The organism is Gemmatimonadota bacterium (assembly GCA_016713785.1).
Classification (GTDB): Bacteria; Gemmatimonadota; Gemmatimonadetes; order Gemmatimonadales; family GWC2-71-9; genus JADJOM01.
In genome coordinates, this window is sequence record JADJOM010000001.1 from 276,938 (window position 1) to 298,192 (window position 21,255).

Consider the following 21,255-nt stretch of genomic DNA (forward strand, 5'->3'; position numbering starts at 1 on the left):
ATCCGAATCCCATCCCGTGCTTACCTCTGGCACGCCACCTGCCGATAGGAAAGGCAGGACGGAAGCCGGGAGGGCATGATGCCGTCAGCATGGGATGCGGAACCGAGCGGGGACGAGGGCTGGAGCGATCGTGAGGCGTGGCGTGGCGATCTCCACCTCGATGGCAGCGACAGCTGGCGCCGGGAAGCGGGCGAGGGCTGGGTATGGGCGGGGGATGAGAGCGACCTGGTGGGTCTCGACCTGAGCGAGCTCGACCCGGCGCCCGAGGACGCCTGGCCGGAAGATCTGGCCGGGCCGGAGTACTGGCTGTTCAAGCGGTTCGGATTGTAGGATTCGGGCCGACCCAACCCTCGGGGCGGCCCCTCTGCACCACGCACAGACGCTCGTGATCCTGCTCGCCGTCATGCTGGGGCTCACCGCCCTGGCGCGACGGCTGCTCGTTCCCTACCCCATCCTGCTCGTGCTTGGCGGGCTCGGTCTCGGCTTCGTGCCGGGGCTGGCCCGGGTGACGCTCGCGCCCGAGCTGGTGTTCACCGTCTTCCTCCCGCCCATCCTCTGGGCGGCGGCCTACTTCACCAGCTTCCGGGACTTCCGGCGCAACATCCGCCCCATCAGCCTGCTGGCGGTGGGGCTGGTGCTGGCGACCACGGTGGCCGTGGCGTGGGTGGCGCGGCTCATCATGCCCGGGCTGGACTGGGCGCCTGCGCTGGTGCTCGGCGCCATCGTGTCACCGCCCGACGCGGTGGCCGCCACCGCGATCGGGCGCTCGCTGGCGATCCCCGGCGCATCGTGACCATCCTCGAGGGCGAGAGCCTGGTGAACGACGCCAGCGCCCCTGGTGCTCTACCGCGCCGCCGTGGCCGCCACCGTCACCGGCAGCTTCCTCCTCGGCAGCGCGCTGCTCGACTTCGTGTACGCGGCGGTGGTGGGAGTCGGGATGGGGCTCCTGGTGGGCTGGGTGGCGCGGCTGGCGCTGGCGCGGCTCGAGGACAGCTTCGTGGAGATCGGGGTGACGCTGCTGGCGCCGTACGTGGCGTGGGTGGGCGCGGAGGAGGTGCACGCCTCCGGGGTGCTGGCCTGCGTGGCCGGCGGCATCTACCTGCGGCAACGCTACAGCACGCTGGCCACGCCGGTGACCCGGCTGCAGGCGCGGGCGGTATGGGAGCAGCTGGTCTTCCTGCTCAACGGCGTGATCTTCATCGCCATCGGGCTGCAGCTCGGCGCGCTGCACGACACGCTCCCCCCCGGGCAGTTCGGCCCCGTGCTCTGGTGGGCGGCGGCGGTGAGCCTGACGGCCATCGTGGTGCGGCTGCTCTGGGTGCCGGTGGCCACCCTGGTACCCCGCTGGCTGAGCCCGGCGCTGCGCGCCCGCGACCCGGTCCCGCGGCCGGCGGCGATGTTCCTGATCGGCTGGGTGGGGATGCGGGGGATCGTCTCGCTGGCCTCGGCGCTGGCGCTGCCGGAGACCACCGCGGCCGGCGCGCCCTTCCCGTTCCGCACCGAGATCGTGCTGATCGCCTTCGGGGTGATCGTGGCCACGCTGGTGCTGCAGGGGCTCTCCCTCGGGCCCATCGTGCGGCGGCTGGGCTTCGCGCCGGACGACGGGGAGCTGGTGGAGGAGGCCGAGGCGCGCGCGGCGGGGAGCCGGGCAGCGCTGGAGCGGCTGGAGGCGCTGGCGGGCGAGGCGTGGGCCGCGCCTGGCCGGGTGCGGCAGCTGCGCACCTTCTACGAGGAGCGGGGCCGGCGTTCCTCGGTGGTGGCGCCGGGCGGCGAGGACTGCTCGGTGCAGGAGGCGGCGGCCTACCGCCGCCTCCGTCACGCGGCGCTCTCCGCCGAGCGGCTGGCGATGGTATCGCTGCGCGACAGTGAGGTGATCAGCGACGAGGTGCTGCACCGGCTGGAGCAGGAGCTCGACATCGAGGCGCTGCGGCTCGGCACCGGCGACCTGCGGCCCGCCTGACACGCGGCGGGAGGGGGGGGCAGCCGAAACGGCCGCCGGCGACTGCCGGCGGCCGTGGTGTTGTGGTGGGGCGAGAGCCACTGGTCGGGATTGAACCGACGACCGCTCGATTACGAATCGAGTGCTCTACCACTGAGCTACAGTGGCCTTGAAACGACCAGCGCGCACGACTGTGCGCGCTTCTGCTCTTCCATGCCCTGGCGCGGATTCGAACCGCGACGCCTTACGGCACTACCCCCTCAAGATAGCGTGTCTACCAGTTTCACCACCAGGGCGAGGGCCGCAAAGTTAGCGGTCGGAGGCTGGGGGGTCAACCCTGAGGTTGACCCCCCGCATCCCGTTGCGGGAACGGCGCTTAGCCCCCTTACGGAATGCTGCTCGTGTAGGGGCTCCCGCCGATCTGGACCCCGTTCAGGGTGATGCTCACGAGGTCGGTGCCGGAGGCCGCCGGGACGTATCCGGCGAGGTAGGTGCCGTCGCCCAGGTCGGTGACGGCGGCGGCGCCCGGGTTGGCGCCGGTGATGGTCACCTGCACGTTGGCGCCGCCCGCGGCCAGGACGTTCCCGAACTGGTCGCGGAGCTGGATGGTGATGGTGGTCTGGCTTCCCTTGCTGCCGCCCGGCACGGTGGCGCTGCTCTGCGCGGCGTTGGCCGCGCCGGCCACGCCGGTGGCGGTGAAGGTGAGCGGGCTGCCGGCCAGGCCGGCGGCGGTGGCGGTGAGGGTGTTGCTCCCCGCCGCGGTGCCGAGGGTCCAGCTGCCCACCGTGGCGATCCCGCTGGCGTTGGTGGTGGCGCTGGCCCCGGTGAGGCTGCCGCCGCCGCTGGCCACGGCGAAGGTCACGGCCACGCCGGCCACCGGGTTGCCGGAGCCGTCGGTGACCCGGACGAAGGGCGCCACGGGGACCGCGCCGTTGACGGTGCGGACCTGGTTGTCGCCGCCCTGCTTGGTGATGGTGGCGGCGGCGCCGGCGGTGGCGGTGGCCGTGAAGCCGACGGGGCTGCCGCCCAGGCCGGCGGCGCTGGCGGTGAGGGTGTTGACCCCGGCCAGGTTGCCGAGGGTCCAGCTGCCGACGGTGGCGATGCCGCTGGCGTTGCTGACGGCGCTGGCGCCGGTGAGGCTGCCGCCGCCCGAGCCGATGGCAAAGGTGACCGTGACGCCGGCCACCGGGTTGCCGAAGGCGTCGGAGACGAGCACCGCCGGGGCCACCGCGACCGCGGTGCCCACCGTGGCCGACTGGCCGTTGCCGGCGCTCAGGGCGAGGTCGGTGGCGGTGGCCGCCGCGGCGGTGGCGGTGAAGCTGACGGGGTTGCCGCTGATGCCGCCGCCGCTGGCGGTGGCGCTGACGGTCTGGGCCCCGACCAGGCTGCCCAGGGTCCAGCCGCCCACGGTGGCCACGCCGCCGGCACCGGTGACCTGCGTGGCGCCGTTGAGGGACCCGCCGCCCCCGGTCACGGCAAAGGTGACCGTGACGCCGGAGACCGGGTTGCCGGCAGCGTCCTCGACCAGCACGGCCGGCGGCGTGCCGACCGTCCGGCGCACGGTGCCGTTCTGGGCGGTGCTGCTGCTGGCGGTGATCACCGCCGGGGTGCCGGCGGTGACCCCGATGGCGGTCGAGGTGTCGGAGCCGAGCCCCGAGGTGGTGAAGAGCAGGGTCCGCGTGCCCACCGTGCCGCTGATGCCCAGGTTGGTGAAGCTGGCGGTGGCGCCGCCGCCGGTGCTCACGGTGGTGGTGCCGAGCAGGGTGCCGCCGCCGCTCAGGATCAGCGCGCTGACGCTGGCCGCGGCGGGGGTGGGGTTGCCGGCCAGGTCGGTCACCCGGACCACCGGCTGCTCGGTCAGGGTGATGCCGCTCCGGGCGGTGGCGGCCGGCTCGGTCTCGACCAGCAGCCGCGCGGCGGGGCCGGCGGTGATGGTGGTGGGGGTGGCGGTGGCGCCGGTGAAGCCCGGCGCCTCGAAGGTGATGGCGTGGCTGCCCGCCAGGCCCGAGAGGCCAAGATCGGTGAAGGCGGCGACGCCGTTGACGGTGTTCACCGTGACGGTGCCGACGAAGCCGCTGCCGGTGATCACGGCGGTGACCGGGATGCCCGAGGTGGTGAGCGGCGTGCCGAGCGGGTCCTGCAGCTCGAGCACCGGCTGCTGGGCAAAGGCGGCGCCGCTCGCCACGGTGGCGGACGGCTGGGTGGTGATGGCCAGCTGGCCGGTGCCGGCCGGGTTGACGGTGGCGCCGAAGTGCACCGGGCTGCCGGCGAGGCCGGCGGCGGTGGCGCTCAGCGAGTCGAAGCCGGCGGTGGTGCCGAGGGTCCAGCCGCCCGCGCTGGCGATGCCGTTCACGCCGGTGACGGCGCTGGGCGTGCCCACGGCGCCGTTGCCCACGGTCACCGCCCAGGAGACACTGACGCCCGGCACCGGGTTGCCGGTGGTGTCGGTGACCAGCACCGTCGGCGAGGTGGTGACCGACTGGCCCACCAGCGCCGCCTGGTTGTTGCCACCATTGAGCGCGATGGTCCGCGCCGGGCCGGCGGTCAGGCTGAGGGTGCCGCTGTTGAGGTTCTGCAGCCCGTTGCCCAGGAAGGTGAGGCTGCGGTTCCCCGGAGTGCCGACGATGCGGAGCCCGGTGAAGGTGGCGACGCCGCTGCCGTTGGTGGTGGCGGTGACGGTGCCGGCCAGCACGCCGGTGCCGCTGCCCAGGGTGGCGGTGACCTGCACCCCGGCCTGCGCCACCGGGTTGTCGGAGGAGTCGGCCAGGGAGAGCACCGGCTGCTGCGGGAAAGCCACGCCGTTCTGGATGGCCGCCGAGGGCGCGGTGCTGAGCAGCATCCGGGCGGCGGGGCCGTTGCCCAGGGTGATGGTCCCGGAGGTGAGCGGCACCAGCGCGCCGCCGGGACCGCCGTCGAACTTGATCGTGTAGCCGCCGACGTCGCCGAAGAGGTTGAGGCCGGCGTAGGTCGCGACGCCCGCGGCGTCGGAGGTGACCGAGACGCCACCGCGGAGGATGCCGCCCGCGCCGGTGAGGACGGTGGCCTGGACCGTGACGCCCGCCTGGCTCACCGCGTTGCCGGCGTCATCCCGCAGCTGCAGCGCGGGCTGCTGCGCAAAGGCGAGGCCGTTGGCCGCCGCGGCCGACGGCGTGGTGACGAAGGTGAGCGCGCTCGGCAGGCCCGGGGTGAGGGCGATGGCCGCCGTGGTGGCCGGGGTGAGGCCGGCGGAGGTCGCGGTGAGGGTATAGCTCCCCACGACGCCGCTCACCGCCAGGCCGTTGAACACCGCCAGGCCGTTGCCGTTGGTGGTGATAGTCGCGATGCCCCGCACCGTGCCGCCGGCGCTCGCCGCGAGGGTCACCGGGACGCCGGCCTGCGCCACGTTGGTGCCGGAGGCGTCGCGCAGCTGCACGGTGGGCTGCGCGCCGAACGCCACGCCGCTCCGCGCGGTGGCGGAGGGCTGGTTGATGAGGGCGAGCGCCGTGGCGCTGCCCGCGCCGACGGTGACGCCGCCGGAGCTGACGCCGATCAGGCCGGGGGCGCTGAAGGCAAGGGTATGCCCGCCGGGCGCGCCGGTGAGCGAGAGCCCGCTGAACGTGGCGATGCCGCTGGCCTGGGTATTCACGGTCAGGGTGCCGCCCAGGGTGCCGCTGCCGGTGCCGACCGCGGCGGTGACCGCCACGCCGGCCTGGCTCACGGCGTTGCCGGAGGAGTCCTGCACCCGGACCGCCGGCTGCAGCGGGAAGGCCACGCCACTCACCACCTGCGTGGAGGGCTGCTGGCTCATGGCCAGCCGGGCCGCGGCGCCGGGGCCGAGGACGATCACCAGCGAGGTGTCGGGTACCAGCCCGGCGGCGGTGAACGCGATGGTGTAGGTGCCGGCGGTGCCGAAGAGGTCGAGCCCGCTGTAGCTGGCGCTGCCGCCGGCCACGGTGTTGATGGTGCGGGTGCCGCGCAGCTGCGCGCCGCCACCGAGCAGCGTGGCGGTGATGGCGCGTCCGGCGGTGCCGACGGGATTGCCGTTGGCGTCGAGCAGCTGCACCACCGGCTGGGTGGCGAGCGGGGTGCCGCTGGCGGCGGAGGCCGAAGGCTCGGTGGTGACCGTGAGCCGGACCGCCGCGCCGGCGGCCGCGGTGGCGCCGAACCGCACGGGGCTGCCGGTGAGCCCGGCGGCGGTGGCGCTCAGCGAATCGGCGCCGGCCACCGGGCCGAGGGTCCAGCTGCCCGCGCTGGCGATGCCCCCCGCGCCGGTCACGGCGTTGGGGTTGGCGACCGACCCGCCGCCGAGGGTGACGGCGAAGGTGACGTTCACCCCCGCCACCGGGTTGCCGGTGGTGTCGGTGACCAGCACCGAGGGCGGGATCGCCACCGGCTGGCCCACGCCGGCCGTCTGGTTGTCACCGGCGTTGAGCGCGATGGTCCGCGCGGCGCCGGCGCTCACCACGATGGTGCCGGACACCACGCCGGTCAGGGTGCCGGAGGAGAACCCCAAGGTGCGGTTGCCCACCGCGCCCACCAGCGTGAGCCCGCTGAACGTCGCCACGCCTGCCGCGCTGGTGGGCACGGTGACCGTGCCGACGAGCGCCGGCGCGCCGGTGGCGACGGCGGCGGTGACCTGGGTGCCCGCCACCAGGACGGGGTTGTTGGCGGAGTCGGCGACGGTGACCACCGGCTGCTGCGCGAGCGCCACGTTGTTCTGGGCCACGGCCGACGGCGCCGTGCTGAGCAGCAGCTTGGCGGCCACGCCGGCGCTGAGCGTGGTGGGCGTGGCCACCAGGGTGTCGATGGAGCTGGCGGCGTTCCCCGCGAACCGCAGGGTGTAGCTGCCGATGGGCCCGAAGAGGTTGAGGTTGCCGAAGGTGGCCTGGCCGGCCGCGTCGGTGGGGACCTGCAGCGTGCCGCGGAGGTTGCCGCCGGCGCCACTCGCCAGGGACGCGACGATGGTGACGCCGGACTGCGCCAGCGGGTTGCCCACGCTGTCACGCAGCTGGAGCACGGGCGCGGTGGTGAACGTCAGGCCGCTCTGGGCGGCGGCCGGGACCGGCACCGCAAGGGTCAGCTGGGCCGGGAGGCCGGCGCCAAGCGCCACCACGTTCGAGGTGCCGGTGGTGAGCCCCGGCGAGGTGAAGCTCAGGGTGTAGTCGCCGGCGGCACCGATCAGGGCAAGCCCGGTGAAGGGGGCGGCGCCGCTGGCGTTGGTGTTGACGGTGACGGTGCCCGCGAGGGTACCGCCGGCGCTCACGTTCGCGGTGATGGCAATGCCGGGGAGCGCCACGTTGTTGCCGGTGCTGTCGCGCAGCTGGACCACCGGCTGGGTGGCAAGCGCCACGCCGCTGCGCGCGGTGGCGGAGGGCTGCACCGCGACCGCGATGGTGGTCGGGGCGCCGGCGCCGATCTGGACGGTCGAGGAGACCACGCCGGAGAGGCCCGCCGCGCTGAAGCCGATGGTGCGCGCGCCGGGGGTGCCGGCGATCGCCAGGTCGGTGAACGGCGCGGCGCCGCTGGCCAGGGAGACGACGCTGGTGGTGCCCAGCAGCGTCCCGGTCCCGGTGGCCAGGACCGCGCCCACGGTGATCCCGCCCTGGGCGACCGGGTTGCCGGCGGAGTCCTGCACCTGCACCACCGGCTGCTGGGCGAAGGGCAGGCCGCTGGCGCCCGAGGCCGACGGCTGGGTGAGCAGGCCGAGCCGGGCCGCGGCGCCGGGGGTCAGCACGATGACCGCCGAGGTGTCGGGGGTGAGGCCCGTCGACGCCACGGCGATCCGGTAGCTCCCGGCCAGCCCGAGGATGTCGAGGCTCAGGTAGGTGGCGAGGCCGGTGGCGCCGGTGGTCACGGTGCGCACGCCGCGAAGCGAGCCGGTGCCCACGAGGGTGGCGGTGACCTGGCGGCCGCCGCTGTTCACGGGGTTGCCGCCGGCGTCCTGGACCTGCACCTCGGGCTGCCGGGGCAGCACGGTGCCGCTGGCGCTGGTGTCGGCGGGCTGCACCACGATGGCGAGCTTCGCGGCGGGGCCGGCGGAGGCGGTGGCCGTGAAGCTGACGGGGCTGCCCTTGACCGGGCCGGGCGGCACGCTCGCCTCGACGGCATTGGCGCCGGTCCCCGGGCCGAGGATCCAGGCGGTGACCCGGGCCACGCCCAGGCTGTCGGCCACGACGGTGACGGCGGTGTCGGTCACGGCACCGTTGGAGACGGCGCCGCCCCCCTGGGTCACGCGGAACACCACGCTGGCGCCGGCGATCGGATTGCCGCCGGCGTCGAAGACCCGGACGGCGGGGCTGGTGCCGACCGGCAGGCCGGCGGCGCCGTTCTGGGCCAGCACCGAGACCGCGGCCACGGAGTCGGGCGCGCCGGCGAGGACGGTGGCGGTGAAGTCGGTCTGGCCCACGCCCGGCACCAGCACCGTGAGGGTGCGGGTGCCGACGAGGGTGCCCAGGGTCCACTGGGTGCGTGCCTCGCCCAGCGAGTCGGTGACCGCGGTGCGGGGGGCGGCGGCACCGCTGCCGGTGGACGGGATCCAGGAGAGGTTCTTGCCCGCCACGCCGTGGCCCTGCGCGTCGACCACGCGCACCACGAGCGACTCGGGCAGCACCGCGCCCAGCGCGGCGCTCTGGCTGTCGCCCGCCACCCGCACGATGCCGGTGGCCACGGGCGTGGCGGTGTGGCTGAAGCTGACGGGCGAGCCGGCGAGCCCCGCCGCGGTGGCGGTGGCGCCCTGCGCGCCGGCCACCGGGCCGAGCGTCCGGCGCACCGCCGCGTGGCCGTCGGCGCCGGTGGCGGTGGTGTCGTCGGAGACGCTGCCGCCACCCGTCGCCGCCCACAGCACCGCCTGCCCCGCCACCGGGTTGCCGTACCCGTCGGTGACCACCACCACCAGGGACTCGGCCAGCGCCGCGCCGGCGCCCGCGGCCTGACCATCACCGGAGAGGGCAAAGACGGTGTCGGCGGCCCCGGCAAGCCCGGTGGCGTCGAAGGTGGCCACGAGGCTGGCCGCCCCCACCACGCGGGCCTCCACCCGCTGCGAGCCCGCCAGCTGGCCCAGCACCCAGCGCGAGCGCGCCCGGCCATCCACGTCGGTCACCGCCGTGTCGGGGATGAGCTGGGCGCCGCTCCCGCCGGCAATGGCCCGGAAGACCACCTGGCGCCCCACCACGGGCTCCTGCGCCGCGTCGGTCACCCGCACCACCAGCGTGTCGGGGAGCGGCGCCGCCACCGTGGCCGACTGGCCGCCCCCGCCGATGATGGCGATGGCCGTCGGCGTGCCCCCGGGCGGGTTGTTGAGGCTCTCGCCGCCGCCACAGGCGGCGATCACCGCCGCGGCGAGGATCGTGGCGAGGGTGCGAACGCGTGAATCCGTGACCAGCGTGCGAAGAAGAGCGCGGGGGCGCATGCGAACCGGGTCCTGAAGAACATGGGGGCGTCCGGGGTCCTTCCCGCGCGCCGACGATAGAACAACACGGTGCCGGCCACGGCGTCACGCCGCGGGACGGGCCCTGACTTCCCGGCGATGGGCTGCCGTGGGGGACTACTGCACGTCGAAGCCGGTGCTCGAGGCGCCGGCGAGGCCGGTGGCGGAGGCATCGAGGGTGTACCCGGTGCCCGCCGCGTCGATGGTCAGGTCGCCGAAGCTCGCGATGCCGCCCGAGGCGGAGACGGTCACGGTGCCGCCGAGCGTACCGCCGCCCGGGTTTGGGGCCAGGGTGATGGTGATGGCGTCGGTGGCGCTGGTGACCAGGTTGCCGAGCGCATCGAGGATGCGGACCTCGACGGCGGGGCTGATCTTGTCGCCCACCAGCACGGTCGAGGGCTGCACCAGGAACTGGAGCTGGGTGGCGACGCCGAACGGATCCACCAGCAGCGCGTCGGTGTCGCTGCTGGCCCCGTGCGTGGCGTCGCCGGGATAGCTCGCGGTGAGGGTCTTGGCGCCGGCCGTGGTCGGGGTGTAGCTGCAGCTCCCGATCGCCACCGTGGCGCTGCACCCCACCGTGCCGTCACTCACCGAGACCGTGCCGGTGGCGCCGCCGCTCACGGTGAAGCTGACGGTCACCTGCTGGCCCAGGACGATGGTGCCGGGCGCGACCCCGGTGATCGTGGTCGTGGTGGCGATCGCGCTGACCGTGTGGCCCACCGCGGCGGAGGTGCTGCCGAGGAGGTTGGCGTCGCCGGCGTAGGTGGCCACGAGCGAGCCGGCGCCGACGCTGGTCGGGGTCAGCTGGCAGTTCCCCGCCCCGGCGCTGGTGGTGCAGCTCCCGCCCAGCCCGTCGGTGACGGTGACGTTGCCGCTCGGCGCGCCGGCGCCGGGGGCGAGCACCGCCACGGTGAAGTTCGCGGTGTAGGGCGTACCCACCGTCGAGGGGTCGGGCGCGCTGCCGGTGACCGTGGTGGTGGTCGACGCCTGGCGGGGGGGGCGGCGGGGCGGTGGCCGCCTGGCTGACGGTGTGCGACGCGGTCCCGCTGCTGCCGAGGAAGTTGGCGTCACCCGCGTAGGTGGCGGTGAGGGTCCTGCTGCCGGCCGCGGTCGAGGCCATCGCGCAGGAACCGCTCCCGCCCGCCAGGGTGGCGTTGCAGGAGACGCTGCCGTCGCCCACGGTCACGGTGCCGGTCGGGGTGCCCCCCGCGCCCGTGACCGACACGCTCACGGTGTAGCTCTCCCCGACGACGGTCGCGGCGGGGTTGACCTGGGTGATGCCCGTCGCGGAGCCGCCGGCGGTGACGGTGATGGTCCCGGAGACCAGGCTGGTCAGCCCGGCGCTGGAGTAGACCAGGGTGTGCGGCCCCGCGGGGCCTGTCAGGGCCAGCCCGCTGAAGGTGGCGATGCCGGTGCTCGCGGTGTTCACGGGCGTGGTGCCGGAGAGGACGGCGCCACCGCTCTGGACCGCGACGTCCACGGGCACGCCCGCCTGCGCCACCGCGTTGCCGAAGACGTCGAGGAGCCGGACCGAGGGCTGCTGCGGGAAGGTCACGCCGCTGGCGACGCTGCTCGAGGCCGCCGTGACCGAGGCGATCTGGGTGGCCGCGCCGGCCACGCCGGTGGCAGTGAAGCTGACGGGGCTGCCGGTGAGGCCGCTCGCGGTGGCGCTCAGGGTATTGGCGCCGGCGATGGTACCGAGCACCCAGTTGGCCGGCGCCGCGAGGCCGGTGGCGCCGGTACTCACGATGCTCGAGGCGCCGCCGCCGACGCTGCCGCTGCCCGCGGTCACGGTGAAGGTGACGCTGACGCCGCCCACCGGGTTGCCGCTCTGGTCGGTGACCAGCACGGCGGGGGCCGTGGTCACCGCGGTGTTCACCGTGGCCACCTGGTTGTTGCCGGCGCTCAGCGCGATGGTCGTGGCCGCGCTGGCAGTGAGGGTGATGGTGCCCGAGGTGATCCCGGTGTAGCCGCTCGCGGCGAACAGCAGGGTGTGGGCGCCCGCCGTGCCGGTCAGCTTGAGGTTGGTGAAGGTGGCCTGGCCACTGCCGTTGGTGGTGGCGCTCAGCGTGCCGCCCAGGGTGGCGGTGCCACTCGCCACCGACACCGTGACGGCGACGCCGGACTGGTTCACCGGGTTGCCGATGGCGTCCTGGAGCTGGAGCACCGGCTGGGTGCCGAACACCGCGCCGTTGACGGCCGTCACCGACGGCTGGGTGGTGACGGCGAGCTTGCTGCCACCACCGGCGGTCAGCGCCACCGTGCCCGACGTGACCGTGGCCAGGCCGGTGCCGGCGAAGGCCAGGGTGTAGTCGCCGGCGGTGCCGCTCAGCGAGAGCCCGGTGAAGGTGGCCGCGCCGGCGGCGTCGGTGGTGGCCACCGCGTTGGTAAGGGTGGAGCCGCCGGGCCCGGAGGCCACCGTGGCGGTGATGGCGATGCCTTGGGACAGGACCGGATTGCCGAAGCCGTCGCGCAGCTGGACCACCGGCGCCGGCACGAACGCGGCGCCACTCGCCACCGTGGCCGGCGGCGGCGTGGTAAGGGAAAGCTGGGAGGCCGGCCCCACCGTCAGCACGAGGTTGCCGCTCACCACCGGGGTGTAGCCGGCGGTGGTGGCGTCGAACTGCAGCGTGTAGGTACCCGGCGGCCCGGAGACGGCCAGGCCGCTGAAGGTGGCCAGGCCGGTGGACCCAGTGGTGGCCGTCGGGTTGGTCAGGGTGGCGCCCACCGGGCCGGAGGCGATCGTGGCCGTGACCAGCACGCCCGTCACGCTCACGCTGTTGCCGGAGATGTCCTGCACCTGGGCCCGCGGTTGGGTGGCCAGCGCCACGCCGCTCTGGCCCGTGGTGCTGGGCTGGCGGTTGACGCCGAGCTTGACCGCGGTGCCGGCGGTGACGGTGAGCGGAGTCCGCGCCGTGCCGGTGAGCCCCGTGGAGGTGAAGCTCAGGCTGTCGGTGCCGATCACCCCGTTGATGGCCATCCCCGCGAACGTGGCCTGGCCCAGGGCGTCGGTGAGGGCGCTGCCGTTGGTGAGGGTGCGCGTCACCGAGAAGAGCGCCCCGTCAATGGTGACGCCGGCCTGCGCCACCGCATTGCCGCTGGCATCCTGCAGCTGCACCACCGGCACCGTGGTGAAGGCGATGCCGTTCTGCGCGGTGGTAGGCGCCGCGGCGATGACCGCCAGCGTGGTGGCCGCGCCGGTGGTGCCGGTGGCCGTGAAGGTGACCGGGCTGCCGGCCAGGGTGCCGGATGTCGCGGTGAGGGTATTGGTCCCCGCCACGCCGCCCAGGGTCCAGCTGCCCACCGTGGCGACGCCGCTGGCGTTGCTGGTGGCGCTGCCGCCGGTGACGCTGCCGCCGCCCCCCGCCACCGCGAAGGTCACGGCCACGCCGCTCACCGGGTTGCCGCTCTGGTCGGTGACCAGCACCGCCGGCGGAGTGCTCACCGGCGTGCCGACCGGCGCCGACTGACCGTCGCCCGCGCTGAGCGCCAGCGTGGTGGCGGGACCGGCCGTCAGGGCGATGCTGCCGGAGGTGGCGGCGGTGAGCGTCCCGGAGGTGAAGCTCAGGGTCCGCGTGCCGGTGGTACCGGTGATCGAGAGACCGCTGAAGGCCGCCTGGCCCGCCGCGCTGGTGTTCACCGTGGCGGTGCCACCCAGGGTGCCGCCGCCGCTCGCGATGGCCACCGTCACCGGCACGCCGGCCTGGCTCACGTTGTTGCCGTTGGCGTCGCGCAGCTGGGCCACCGGCTGGGTGGCGAACACCGCGCCGTTGGCGGCGCTGGTGGAGGGCTGCGTGGTGAGCACCACCTGCGTGGCCGCTCCCGCCGTGCCGGTGGCGTTGAAGGTCACCGTCGGGAGGCCCGAGGCGCTCGCGGTGACCGTGTTGGCGCCGGCCACGGGGCCAAGGGTCCAGCTGGTGACGGCGGCCACGCCGTTGTTGTCGGTGACTGCGGCGCCGCCGTTGAGCGCCCCGCCGCCGGCGGTGACCTGGAAGGTCACGGCCACGCCCGCCACCGGGTTGTTCTGCGCGTCCTGCACCAGCACCGTCGGCGGCGCGGCCACCGTGGTCCCGACCGTCGCGCTCTGGCTGGTGGCGGAGGTGGCGGTCATCTGCGTGGCACCGCCGGCCGTGATGTCGAAGTTCGCCGAGACGTCGGGGGTGAGGCCGGTGGTGGAGAACAGCAGCGAGTAGCTCCCCGCCGGACCACTCACCGTGAGCGTCTGGAAGGTGGCGAGCCCGGCGGCGTCGGTGACGACCGTCCGGCCCGCGGGGTTGAGGCTCCCCACCGAACCGTTGATGGCCGCGGTGACGCTGCGGCCGCTCGAGGCCACCGGGTTGCCGGCGGCATCCTGCACCTGCACCACCGGCTGCTGCACGAACGGCGTCCCGCTCGGCGTCGGCGAGGAGGGCTGCGTCACCACGACGAGCTTGCTCGCCGCGCCGGCACCCAGCGCGACCGGCGCGGAGGTGACGCCGGTGAGGCTGTCGCCGGTGAAGGTGAGCTGGTAGCTCCCGGCGAGCCCGGTCAGCGAGAGGTTGGTGAAGGTCGCGACACCGTTCACCGACACCGCGACGGTGTTGCCGCCCAGGCTGCCGCTCGACTGGGCGGTGATCGCCACGCCGCTGGTGCTGACGTTGTTGCCGTTCTGGTCCTGCAGCTGGATGACCGGCTGCTGGGCGAACACCACCCCGCTCTGCGCGGAGGCGGAAGGCTGCGTGACCATGGCCAGGCGGCCGGCGCTGCCGGCCAGGCCGGTGGCCGTGAAGCTGACGGTGCTGGTGCCGCCGCTGAGCGCGGCGGAGGCGTCGAGGGTGTTGGCGCCCGCGGTGCCACCCAGGGTCCAGGTCACCGCGGCGAAGCCGCTCGCGTCGGTCTGGGCCACCGCGGCGGCGGTCCCGCCACCGCCGGTCACCGTGAACGTGACGCTGACGCCGACCACCGGGTTGCCGCTGAGGTCAGTGACCTGCACCTGCGGATCGATGGCCACCGGAGACCCGGCCGTGGCCGTCTGGTTGTTTCCCGCGGTGATGGCGAGGCTCGCGGGCGCGCCCGCGCCGAGCGCAATGGCGTTGCTGGTGGCGCCGCTGAGCCCGCTGGCCGCGAAGCCGAGGGTGCGGCTGCCCGCGGTCCCGCTCAGCGCCAGGTCGGTGAAGGTGGCGATGCCCTGCGCGTCGGTGGCAACCGCCGTGGTGCCGCCGAGGCTGCCGCCCCCGCTGGCGATGCTGGCGGTGACGGTCACGCCGGCCTGCGCCACCGGGTTGCCGCCGCCATCCTGGAGCTGCACCACCGGCTGGGTGGTGAGCGCCACGCCGCTCTGCGCGGTGGTGGCGGGCTGGGTCTGCAGCACCAGCTGGGCAGCCGGACCGGCCGCGAGGGTCAGCGGGCTGGCGGTGACGCCGGCGAGGCCGGTGGCCCCGAAGGCCAGGGTATAGCTCCCCACCGGGCCGACGAGCTGCAGGTTGCTGAAGGTGGCCACCCCGGCGGCGTTGGTGAGCACGGTGTCGGTGCCGGCGAGCACCCCGCCCGCCCCGGTGGCGATGGTCACGCCCACCGCGACGCCGGCCTGCGGCACGGCGTTCCCGGCGCCATCCCGCACCTGCAGCACCGGGGCCGGGGCAAGCGCCACGCCGCTCTGCGCGGTGGCGGGCGGCGGCACCTCGAGGGTGAGCGCCGTGCCGCTCCCGGCGGCGAGGGCGATGGCGCTCGAGGTCACCGGGTTGACGCCGGTGGCGCCGGCCGTCACGGTGAAGGTCAGGGTGTAGTTGCCCGCGGGCCCGGTGAGGGAGAGCCCGGTGAAGGCCGCGCTGCCGGCCGCCGTGGTCGGCACCGTCAGCGTGCCGCCGAGGATCACGCCCGCGGGCGCGCCGGTGAGGCTGGCGGTGAGGCTCACGCCGGCGAGCGCCACCACGTTGTTGCTGGCGTCGCGCAGCTCGACCACCGGTTGCGTCGCCAGGACCGAGCCGCTCTGCGCGGTGGCGGAGGGCTGGGTGGAAAGCGCGAGCGCGGTGGGCGTGCCGGCGCCGAGGGTGATCGCCGTGGAAGTGACGCTGGCCAGCGCGCTGCCGCTGAAGGTGAGCGTGCGCGCCCCGGCGGCACCGGTGATGGCCAGCCCGGTGAAGGCCGCCGCGCCGCTGGCGTTGGTGTTCACCGTGGTGGTGCCGCCCAGCGTCCCGCCGCCGGTGGCGATGGCCACCGAGACCGGCACGCCGGCCTGGGCCACCGCGTTCCCCGCGGAGTCGCGCAGCTGGATCACCGGCTGCTGGGCCAACGCGACCCCGCTCTGCGCGGTGGCGGAGGGCTGGGTGGTGATGCCGAGCAGCGCGGCGGGGCCGGCGGAGAGCAGCACGGCGGCGGAGGTGTCCGGCGTCAGGCCGGCGCCGGCGAACACGAGGGTATAGCTGCCGATCGGCCCGGCGAGGCTCAGCCCGCTGAAGGTGGCGACGCCCGAGGCGTTGGTCGAGGCGCTGGGCGCGCCGCGCAGGGTGGCGCCGCCGGGGGCCGTGGCGGTGACGCTCACCCCGGCCTGGGTCACCGCGTTGCCGAAGGCGTCGCGGAGCGCCACCGCCGGCTGCTGGGCGAACACCACGCCGCTCTGCGCCGCGCCGCTGGGCTCGGTGACCACCAGCAGGCGCGCCGCCGCGCCGGGGGCGGCGGTGGCCGTGAAGCTGACGGGGCTGCCGCCCAGCGGGGCGCCGCCGGCGCCGGTGGCGGCGGCGCTCACCGCGTTGGCGCCGGCGGTGGTGCCGAGGGTCCACGCCGCCAGGGTGGCCACGCCCTGCGCGCTGGTGGCCACCGACGCGGTGGGGCCCGAGCCGGTGCCGTCCGAGACGGTGCCACCGCCCTGCGCCACCGAGAAGGTGACCGTGACCCCCTGCACCGGGTTGCCGTTCTGGTCGGTGACCTTCACCGACGGGGGCGCCGCCACCGCCTGGCCCACGGTGCCGTTCTGGCTCGCCGCCGACTGCCCCGCGAGGGTGGTGGGCTGCGCCGCGCCGCCGATGGCGGTGAACGTCACCTGCGGCAGCCCGCTCACCGCGGCGGTCAGGGTGTTGGGCCCCGCCACCGGCGAGAGGGTCCAGTAGGTGAAGGCGTAGCCCTGGGCGTTCGTGGTGCTGGTCTGCGGCACCACGCTGCCGTTGCCGGCGGTGGTCACCCAGTTGACGCTGCGGCCGGCCACGCCGTTGCCGTTGGCGTCCTGCACCTGCACCACCACGGAGTCGGTGAGCGTGAAGCCGGCGGGCGCGCTCTGGCTGTCGGGGGAGATCCGCACCAGCGCCACGGCGCCGCCGGCGGTGGCGGTGGACTGGAAGCTCACCGGCGAGCCCTTGAGCCCGGCCGCCGTGGCCGTGGTGCCCTGCGTCCCGGCGTTGGGGCCCAGGGTGCGGCGCACCGCGGCGCGGCCATCGGCCCCGCTCGCCACCAGCGCCGCGCTCACGCTCCCCTGCCCCGCCGGGACCGCCCACGCCACGTCCTGCCCCGCCACCGGGTTGCCGTACCGGTCGGTCACCAGCACCGCGAGCGACTCGGCGAGCGCGGCGCCCACCGTGCCGGCCTGCCGGTCGCCGGCGGCGAGCCGCAGGGTGTCGGCGGCCGCCGCCGCGGCGGTGGCATCGAAGAACACCTTGAGGGTACCCGGCGTGCCGGTGGCGACCACCCGCGCCTCCACCCGCTGCGCGCCGGCCAGCGCGCCCAGCACCCACACCGAGCGGGCCCGGCCGTTGATGTCGGTGCGGGCGGTGTCCGGGATGACCGCGCCGTTGGCGCCCCCCGCCAGGCGGGTGAAGACGATCGGCTGGTCCTGCACCGGGCGCGCCTTGGCGTCCGTCACCAGCACCACGAGGGTGTCGGCCAGCGGCAGCGTCACGGTGCCCGACTGGGCATCGCCCGCGACCTTCACGATGGCGGTGGGGAGTCCTTCGGAGGGTACCGTGAGACTGTCCCCCCCACCGCAGTTCACGGCGGCGGCGAGGACGACCAGCGGACCCAGCCAGCGGTACGGCGAACGGAACAGTGCCACGAGCCTGCAGGGGCTGAAGACAAGAACAAAGGAGGGCAGACACCGTGCCCACCCCGGGGCGCATATCCTATTCGCCAAGCCGTTCCCCCGCTAGGAGTTGACGGGAGTGTTGCAGGCCGACTTGTGGCGCCGGGACCACAGATTGTTGCTGACCCGGCGCCTGACAGGCATCGGCCCCGCCGAAATTCATGAGTTTTGGCGCGAAAATGGGGGTGGGACGGGGTATGCTGCCCTCCCCGTTCCCACCCCCGCCTGGACCCCGAGGCCGATTCCGGGTCAGTGGAAGGTCACGCCGACACCGAAGTTGAGCAGTCGCTCGTTGTGGGTCTCGTAGTGCTGGCCGACGAAGTCGAGACTCGGCGTGATGGAGATCTTCCGGGCCACCCGGATGTCGTACCCGAGTCCGATCGCCACCGCGGAGCCGTACCGGTTGGACTCGAAGGTCACATCCCCGGCATAGTCGACGAGCTGGTCCACCGCGACCCCGAGTCCCCCACGGAGCCAGAAGTCGGACCGCTCGGCGGGATAGAACTGCGCGATGCCCATCAGGCTGCCGAGGGCGCGTTCGTACGAGACGCCCGAGAAGCCGGATTCGTAGAAGTTGGCGCCCCAGCCCTGCAGCTCCGCGCCGAGGAGGAGCGACTTCGAGACGGTGCCACCCAGCTTGAGGTAGGCGACCCCGCCCGAGACGTTGTCGCTCCAGCCCAGCCCGTCGCGGGCGTCGAACGACTCGCCCCCGACGCCGAGGCCGGCGCTGAGCCAGAAGCCCTCGCGGCGCCGACGCGCGGTGTCATCGTCCACCTGGCGGATGCCGCGGCCGCGGGAGCCCCGGCCATGATGCGGGTCATCGTCCTGGGCCTGTGCGGCGGCCGGGGCCAGCAGCAGGGCGAGAGCCAAGAAGGAAGCGGCAGTGTGCAGACGCATGATCGTCCTCCTGTCAGTGATGACCATCGAAGGTCAGGGTGATGCCGAAGTTGAGGACCCGTTCGCGGTAGCCATCGGGTCCGTCGATGTTCATGCGGATCATCTCCACGCTGGGGCCGATCCAGAGCCCGTTGCCCGCCGGCACCTCGAAGCCGCCACCCACCGCCCAGGCCAGGCCGTAGTCCTGGACGATCGGGGCGCTGCAGTCGCAGTAGTCGTCGAGGAGATCCTGGCCGTAGCGGCCGAAGCCGCCGGCGGCCCGGAGGTAGAGCCCGCTGGTGGGGATGGGATAGACGCGGGCACCGACCATGGCGGTGGTGACGGTCTCGAGCGCGCCGTCGCCGGTGACGTTGAACCAGGCGAAGCCCTCGAACCCGACCCGGAGCGCCTGCCCCACGCCGGCGCCGAAGCCGATGTTCACCGTCGGGCGGACGCGGGAGGGGTAGTAGGGCGAGGGCACGCCAAGGGAGGCCACCGCCTCGCTCCCCGCGCCGACGCCGAAGCTGGCGTAGTAGCCGCCGCGGCGCAGCGGCGCGCGCCGGTCGGGACGGGCCCGTGAGCGATCGTCCTCGCCGCGCGGCCGGCGGCGTTCCACCGGGGCGGGGTCGTCGCGCTCGTCCTCGACGGCGTGGTCATCGGGAACTTCCCGGAGCTGCGGATTGGGTTCGTGGTCCTGCGCGCGGAGGGCGGCCGGCGCGGTGAGGCACAGCGCGGCGGCGGCCAGGAGGAAGAAGCCAGGAGTTCGCATCTCGGACCCACCTCGACCGGTGTATCTTGGACGGCGCGGAAACGGGGGAAACACCGGCTCCTTAGGCAAGGTGTGGACCGCGCCGCGATCGGCGCCTGAACCTCTTGTGGCGCAAACACTTGGCGGAGACCGTCCAGCCAGGGCCCCCGCCAGACCGTCCGCGTCCGCGGACACTCCCGAACCCGAAGTGTCCACCTGCATGACGCCTCGCGCGCGCTCGCTGCTGTTCTTCGGAGGCACCCTCGTGGCCGCCCTGGTCTTCGCGCGGCTGGGGCTGTGGCAGGTGGCGCGGCTCCGCGAGCGGCGTGCCCTCAACGCGGTGGCGAGCGCGGCGCGGGAGCGGCCGCCCCTCGCGCTCGACGCGATGCTCGCGGCCGGGGGCGGAACGGGGGGACGGCTCGATCACCGGCAGGTCAGTGTCTCGGGCCGCTACGACCACGCGGCGGACATCGTGATCCGGGGCCAGAGCGAGGGTGGGGTACCGGGCGTGCGGCTGGTGACGCCGCTGCGGCCGCTCGCCGGCGACACGGCGATCCTGGTGCAGCGGGGGTACGTCACCTCACCCGACGCGCGCCGGGTGGAGCTGGCGCCGCTGCAGGAGCCTGGGGTGGTGTGGGTGAGGGGGCTGGCCTTTGCGCTGGACACGACGGCGCCGGGCGAGCCGATGGAGGAGGGGGGCCAGCTGACCTGGCGGCGGATCGACCTCCGCGCCATCCGCGCCCGGCTCCCCTACCCCGTGGCGGACTACGTGATCCTGCACGTCGCCGACTCGAGCGGCCCGCGCGGCCTCCGGCGCGATGCGCCGGCCCCCCTGGATGACGGGCCCCACCTGAGCTACGCCATCCAGTGGTTTTCCTTTGCGATCACCGCCCTGGTGGTTGGCGGCATCATCGGGTTCCGAAAGGCCTAGCCCCGCCGCGGGCGCTACCGGCCGTCCAGCTGCTCGATCGTCGCCGTGCTCGCCGGCCGCTCCTTGCGCAGCCGCGCCGCCACCTGCTCCGCCTGGCGCAGCGCGCGGATCACGTTCTCCCCCGCCAGCTTTCGCAGGTCGGCCTCGCTCCAGCCGCGCCGGATCAGCTCCGCGAACAGCGCGGGGAAGGTCGAGACATCCTCCAGGCCGAGGGGTCCCGGCCCCATGCCATCGAAGTCGCTGCCGATGCCCACGTGGTCCGCGCCGGCCACCTTCCGGACGTGCTCGATGTGGTCGGCCACCTGGCTGAGGGTGGCCCGCGGGAGGGGATGGCCCTCGCGCCAGGCGCGCCACCGCCGGCGCCCCTCCACCGAGTCGGCACTCTCCCGCGCGATCGCCGCCTGGGCCGAGTCGTCGGCCAGCTCGGCCAGGCGGCGCTCCTCCGAGACGAACGACTGCACGAACGTCACCATGACGACGCCCCCGTTCCGCGGCAACCGCGCCAGGATGGAATCGGGGACGTTGCGCAGGTGGTTGGTGAGCGCGCGGGCGGACGAGTGGGAGAAGATGACCGGGGCCTCGGTCACGTCGAGCGCGTCGCTCATGACGCCGGGCGAGACGTGGGAGAGGTCCACCAGCATGCCGAGGCGGTTCATCTCCCGCACCACCTCGCGGCCGAAGGGGGTGAGCCCGCCGTGCTTGAGGGTGTCCTGCGCGGCGTCGGCCCAGGCCAGGGTGACGTTGTGGGTCAGGGTGAGGTAACGGGCGCCGAGTTCGTAGTAGGCGCGCAGCGCACCGAGCGAGTTCTCGATGGCGTGCCCCCCCTCCATCCCGAGCAGCGAGGCGATCCGCCCCTGGCGCCGCGCCCGCACGATATCCTCGGCGGTGAGGGCCAGCGCCAGCCGGTCGGGATAGCGCGCAACCATGCGCCGGGCGATGTCGAACTCCTCGAGCTGGATCCGCGCGTAGCCGCTGTCGCGGTCCTCGCCGGGCACGTAGATGGACCAGAACTGCGCGCCGACCCGCCCCGCCTTGAGGCGGGCGAGGTCGGTCTGGCCGGGGACCGAGTCGCGCAGGTCGTAGGCCTCGACGTCGCGGGGATGGTCCGTGTTGGTGCGGATCTCCCAGGGGAGGTCGTTGTGGCCGTCGACAAGGATCGTCCGCTCGAGAATGCGGCGGGCCTGCGCCAGGGCGGGGTCGGGCGCCTGGGCGGCGAGCCCGGGGCCGAACGAGAGCGCGAGGGCGGCGCCGAGCGCCGGGAGCAGACGGAACGGGGTGGCCATGGCGGCCCTCCAGGGATGGGAACGCG

General features: G+C 74.6%; 7 protein-coding genes, 2 tRNA genes and 1 pseudogene. 3 read left to right on the forward strand and 7 right to left on the reverse strand.

From position 1 onward, the window contains the following. Positions 1 to 78: 78 nt before the first annotated feature. Positions 79 to 330 (forward strand): hypothetical protein, encoded by a 252-nt coding sequence (locus IPJ95_01245; GenBank protein MBK7922249.1) that lies wholly within the window; start codon positions 79 to 81, stop codon positions 328 to 330. Between the two features lie 73 nt (positions 331 to 403). Beyond that, positions 404 to 1,960: pseudogene (locus tag IPJ95_01250) on the forward strand (Na+/H+ antiporter). Positions 1,961 to 2,035: 75 nt separating this feature from the next. Here the strand turns inward: IPJ95_01250 and IPJ95_01255 are convergent. From IPJ95_01255 to IPJ95_01280, 6 genes are all read right to left on the reverse strand, one after another. Further along, a tRNA-Thr gene (locus IPJ95_01255) sits at positions 2,036 to 2,107 on the reverse strand. Positions 2,108 to 2,153: 46 nt separating this feature from the next. Next, positions 2,154 to 2,235: transfer RNA gene (locus IPJ95_01260), tRNA-Leu, on the reverse strand. An 89-nt stretch (positions 2,236 to 2,324) separates the two neighbouring features. After that, complete coding sequence (locus IPJ95_01265; protein ID MBK7922250.1) at positions 2,325 to 9,326, reverse strand: hypothetical protein; 7,002 nt, start codon at positions 9,324 to 9,326, stop codon at positions 2,325 to 2,327. A 601-nt stretch (positions 9,327 to 9,927) separates the two neighbouring features. Then, positions 9,928 to 17,364, reverse strand: coding sequence for an Ig-like domain repeat protein (locus IPJ95_01270; protein ID MBK7922251.1), 7,437 nt, complete (start codon positions 17,362 to 17,364; stop codon positions 9,928 to 9,930). Between the two features lie 276 nt (positions 17,365 to 17,640). After that, a complete protein-coding gene (locus IPJ95_01275) occupies positions 17,641 to 18,288 on the reverse strand; it encodes a hypothetical protein (GenBank protein MBK7922252.1) in 648 nt (215 codons plus the stop codon). 13 nt (positions 18,289 to 18,301) lie between these two features. Next, entirely contained in the window at positions 18,302 to 19,036 is a 735-nt protein-coding gene (locus IPJ95_01280; protein MBK7922253.1) for a hypothetical protein, read from the reverse strand. A gap of 199 nt (positions 19,037 to 19,235) precedes the next feature. Here IPJ95_01280 and IPJ95_01285 point away from each other — a divergent pair, with 199 nt between their 5' ends. Next, the gene (locus IPJ95_01285; GenBank protein ID MBK7922254.1) at positions 19,236 to 19,946 is read left to right on the forward strand and encodes an SURF1 family protein; all 711 of its coding nucleotides are present in this window, start codon (positions 19,236 to 19,238) and stop codon (positions 19,944 to 19,946) included. A gap of 14 nt (positions 19,947 to 19,960) precedes the next feature. Here IPJ95_01285 and IPJ95_01290 read toward each other — a convergent pair whose 3' ends face one another. Then, positions 19,961 to 21,229, reverse strand: coding sequence for a dipeptidase (locus IPJ95_01290; GenBank protein ID MBK7922255.1), 1,269 nt, complete (start codon positions 21,227 to 21,229; stop codon positions 19,961 to 19,963). Positions 21,230 to 21,255: the final 26 nt, after the last annotated feature.

Coding starts and splice junctions, on each gene's coding strand:
- IPJ95_01245 (MBK7922249.1), top strand. CDS start 79: ATGCCGTCAGCATGGGATGCGGAACCGAGCGGGGACGAGGGCTGGAGC.
- IPJ95_01265 (MBK7922250.1), bottom strand. CDS start 9,326: ATGCGCCCCCGCGCTCTTCTTCGCACGCTGGTCACGGATTCACGCGTT.
- IPJ95_01275 (MBK7922252.1), bottom strand. CDS start 18,288: ATGCGTCTGCACACTGCCGCTTCCTTCTTGGCTCTCGCCCTGCTGCTG.
- IPJ95_01280 (MBK7922253.1), bottom strand. CDS start 19,036: ATGCGAACTCCTGGCTTCTTCCTCCTGGCCGCCGCCGCGCTGTGCCTC.
- IPJ95_01285 (MBK7922254.1), top strand. CDS start 19,236: ATGACGCCTCGCGCGCGCTCGCTGCTGTTCTTCGGAGGCACCCTCGTG.
- IPJ95_01290 (MBK7922255.1), bottom strand. CDS start 21,229: ATGGCCACCCCGTTCCGTCTGCTCCCGGCGCTCGGCGCCGCCCTCGCG.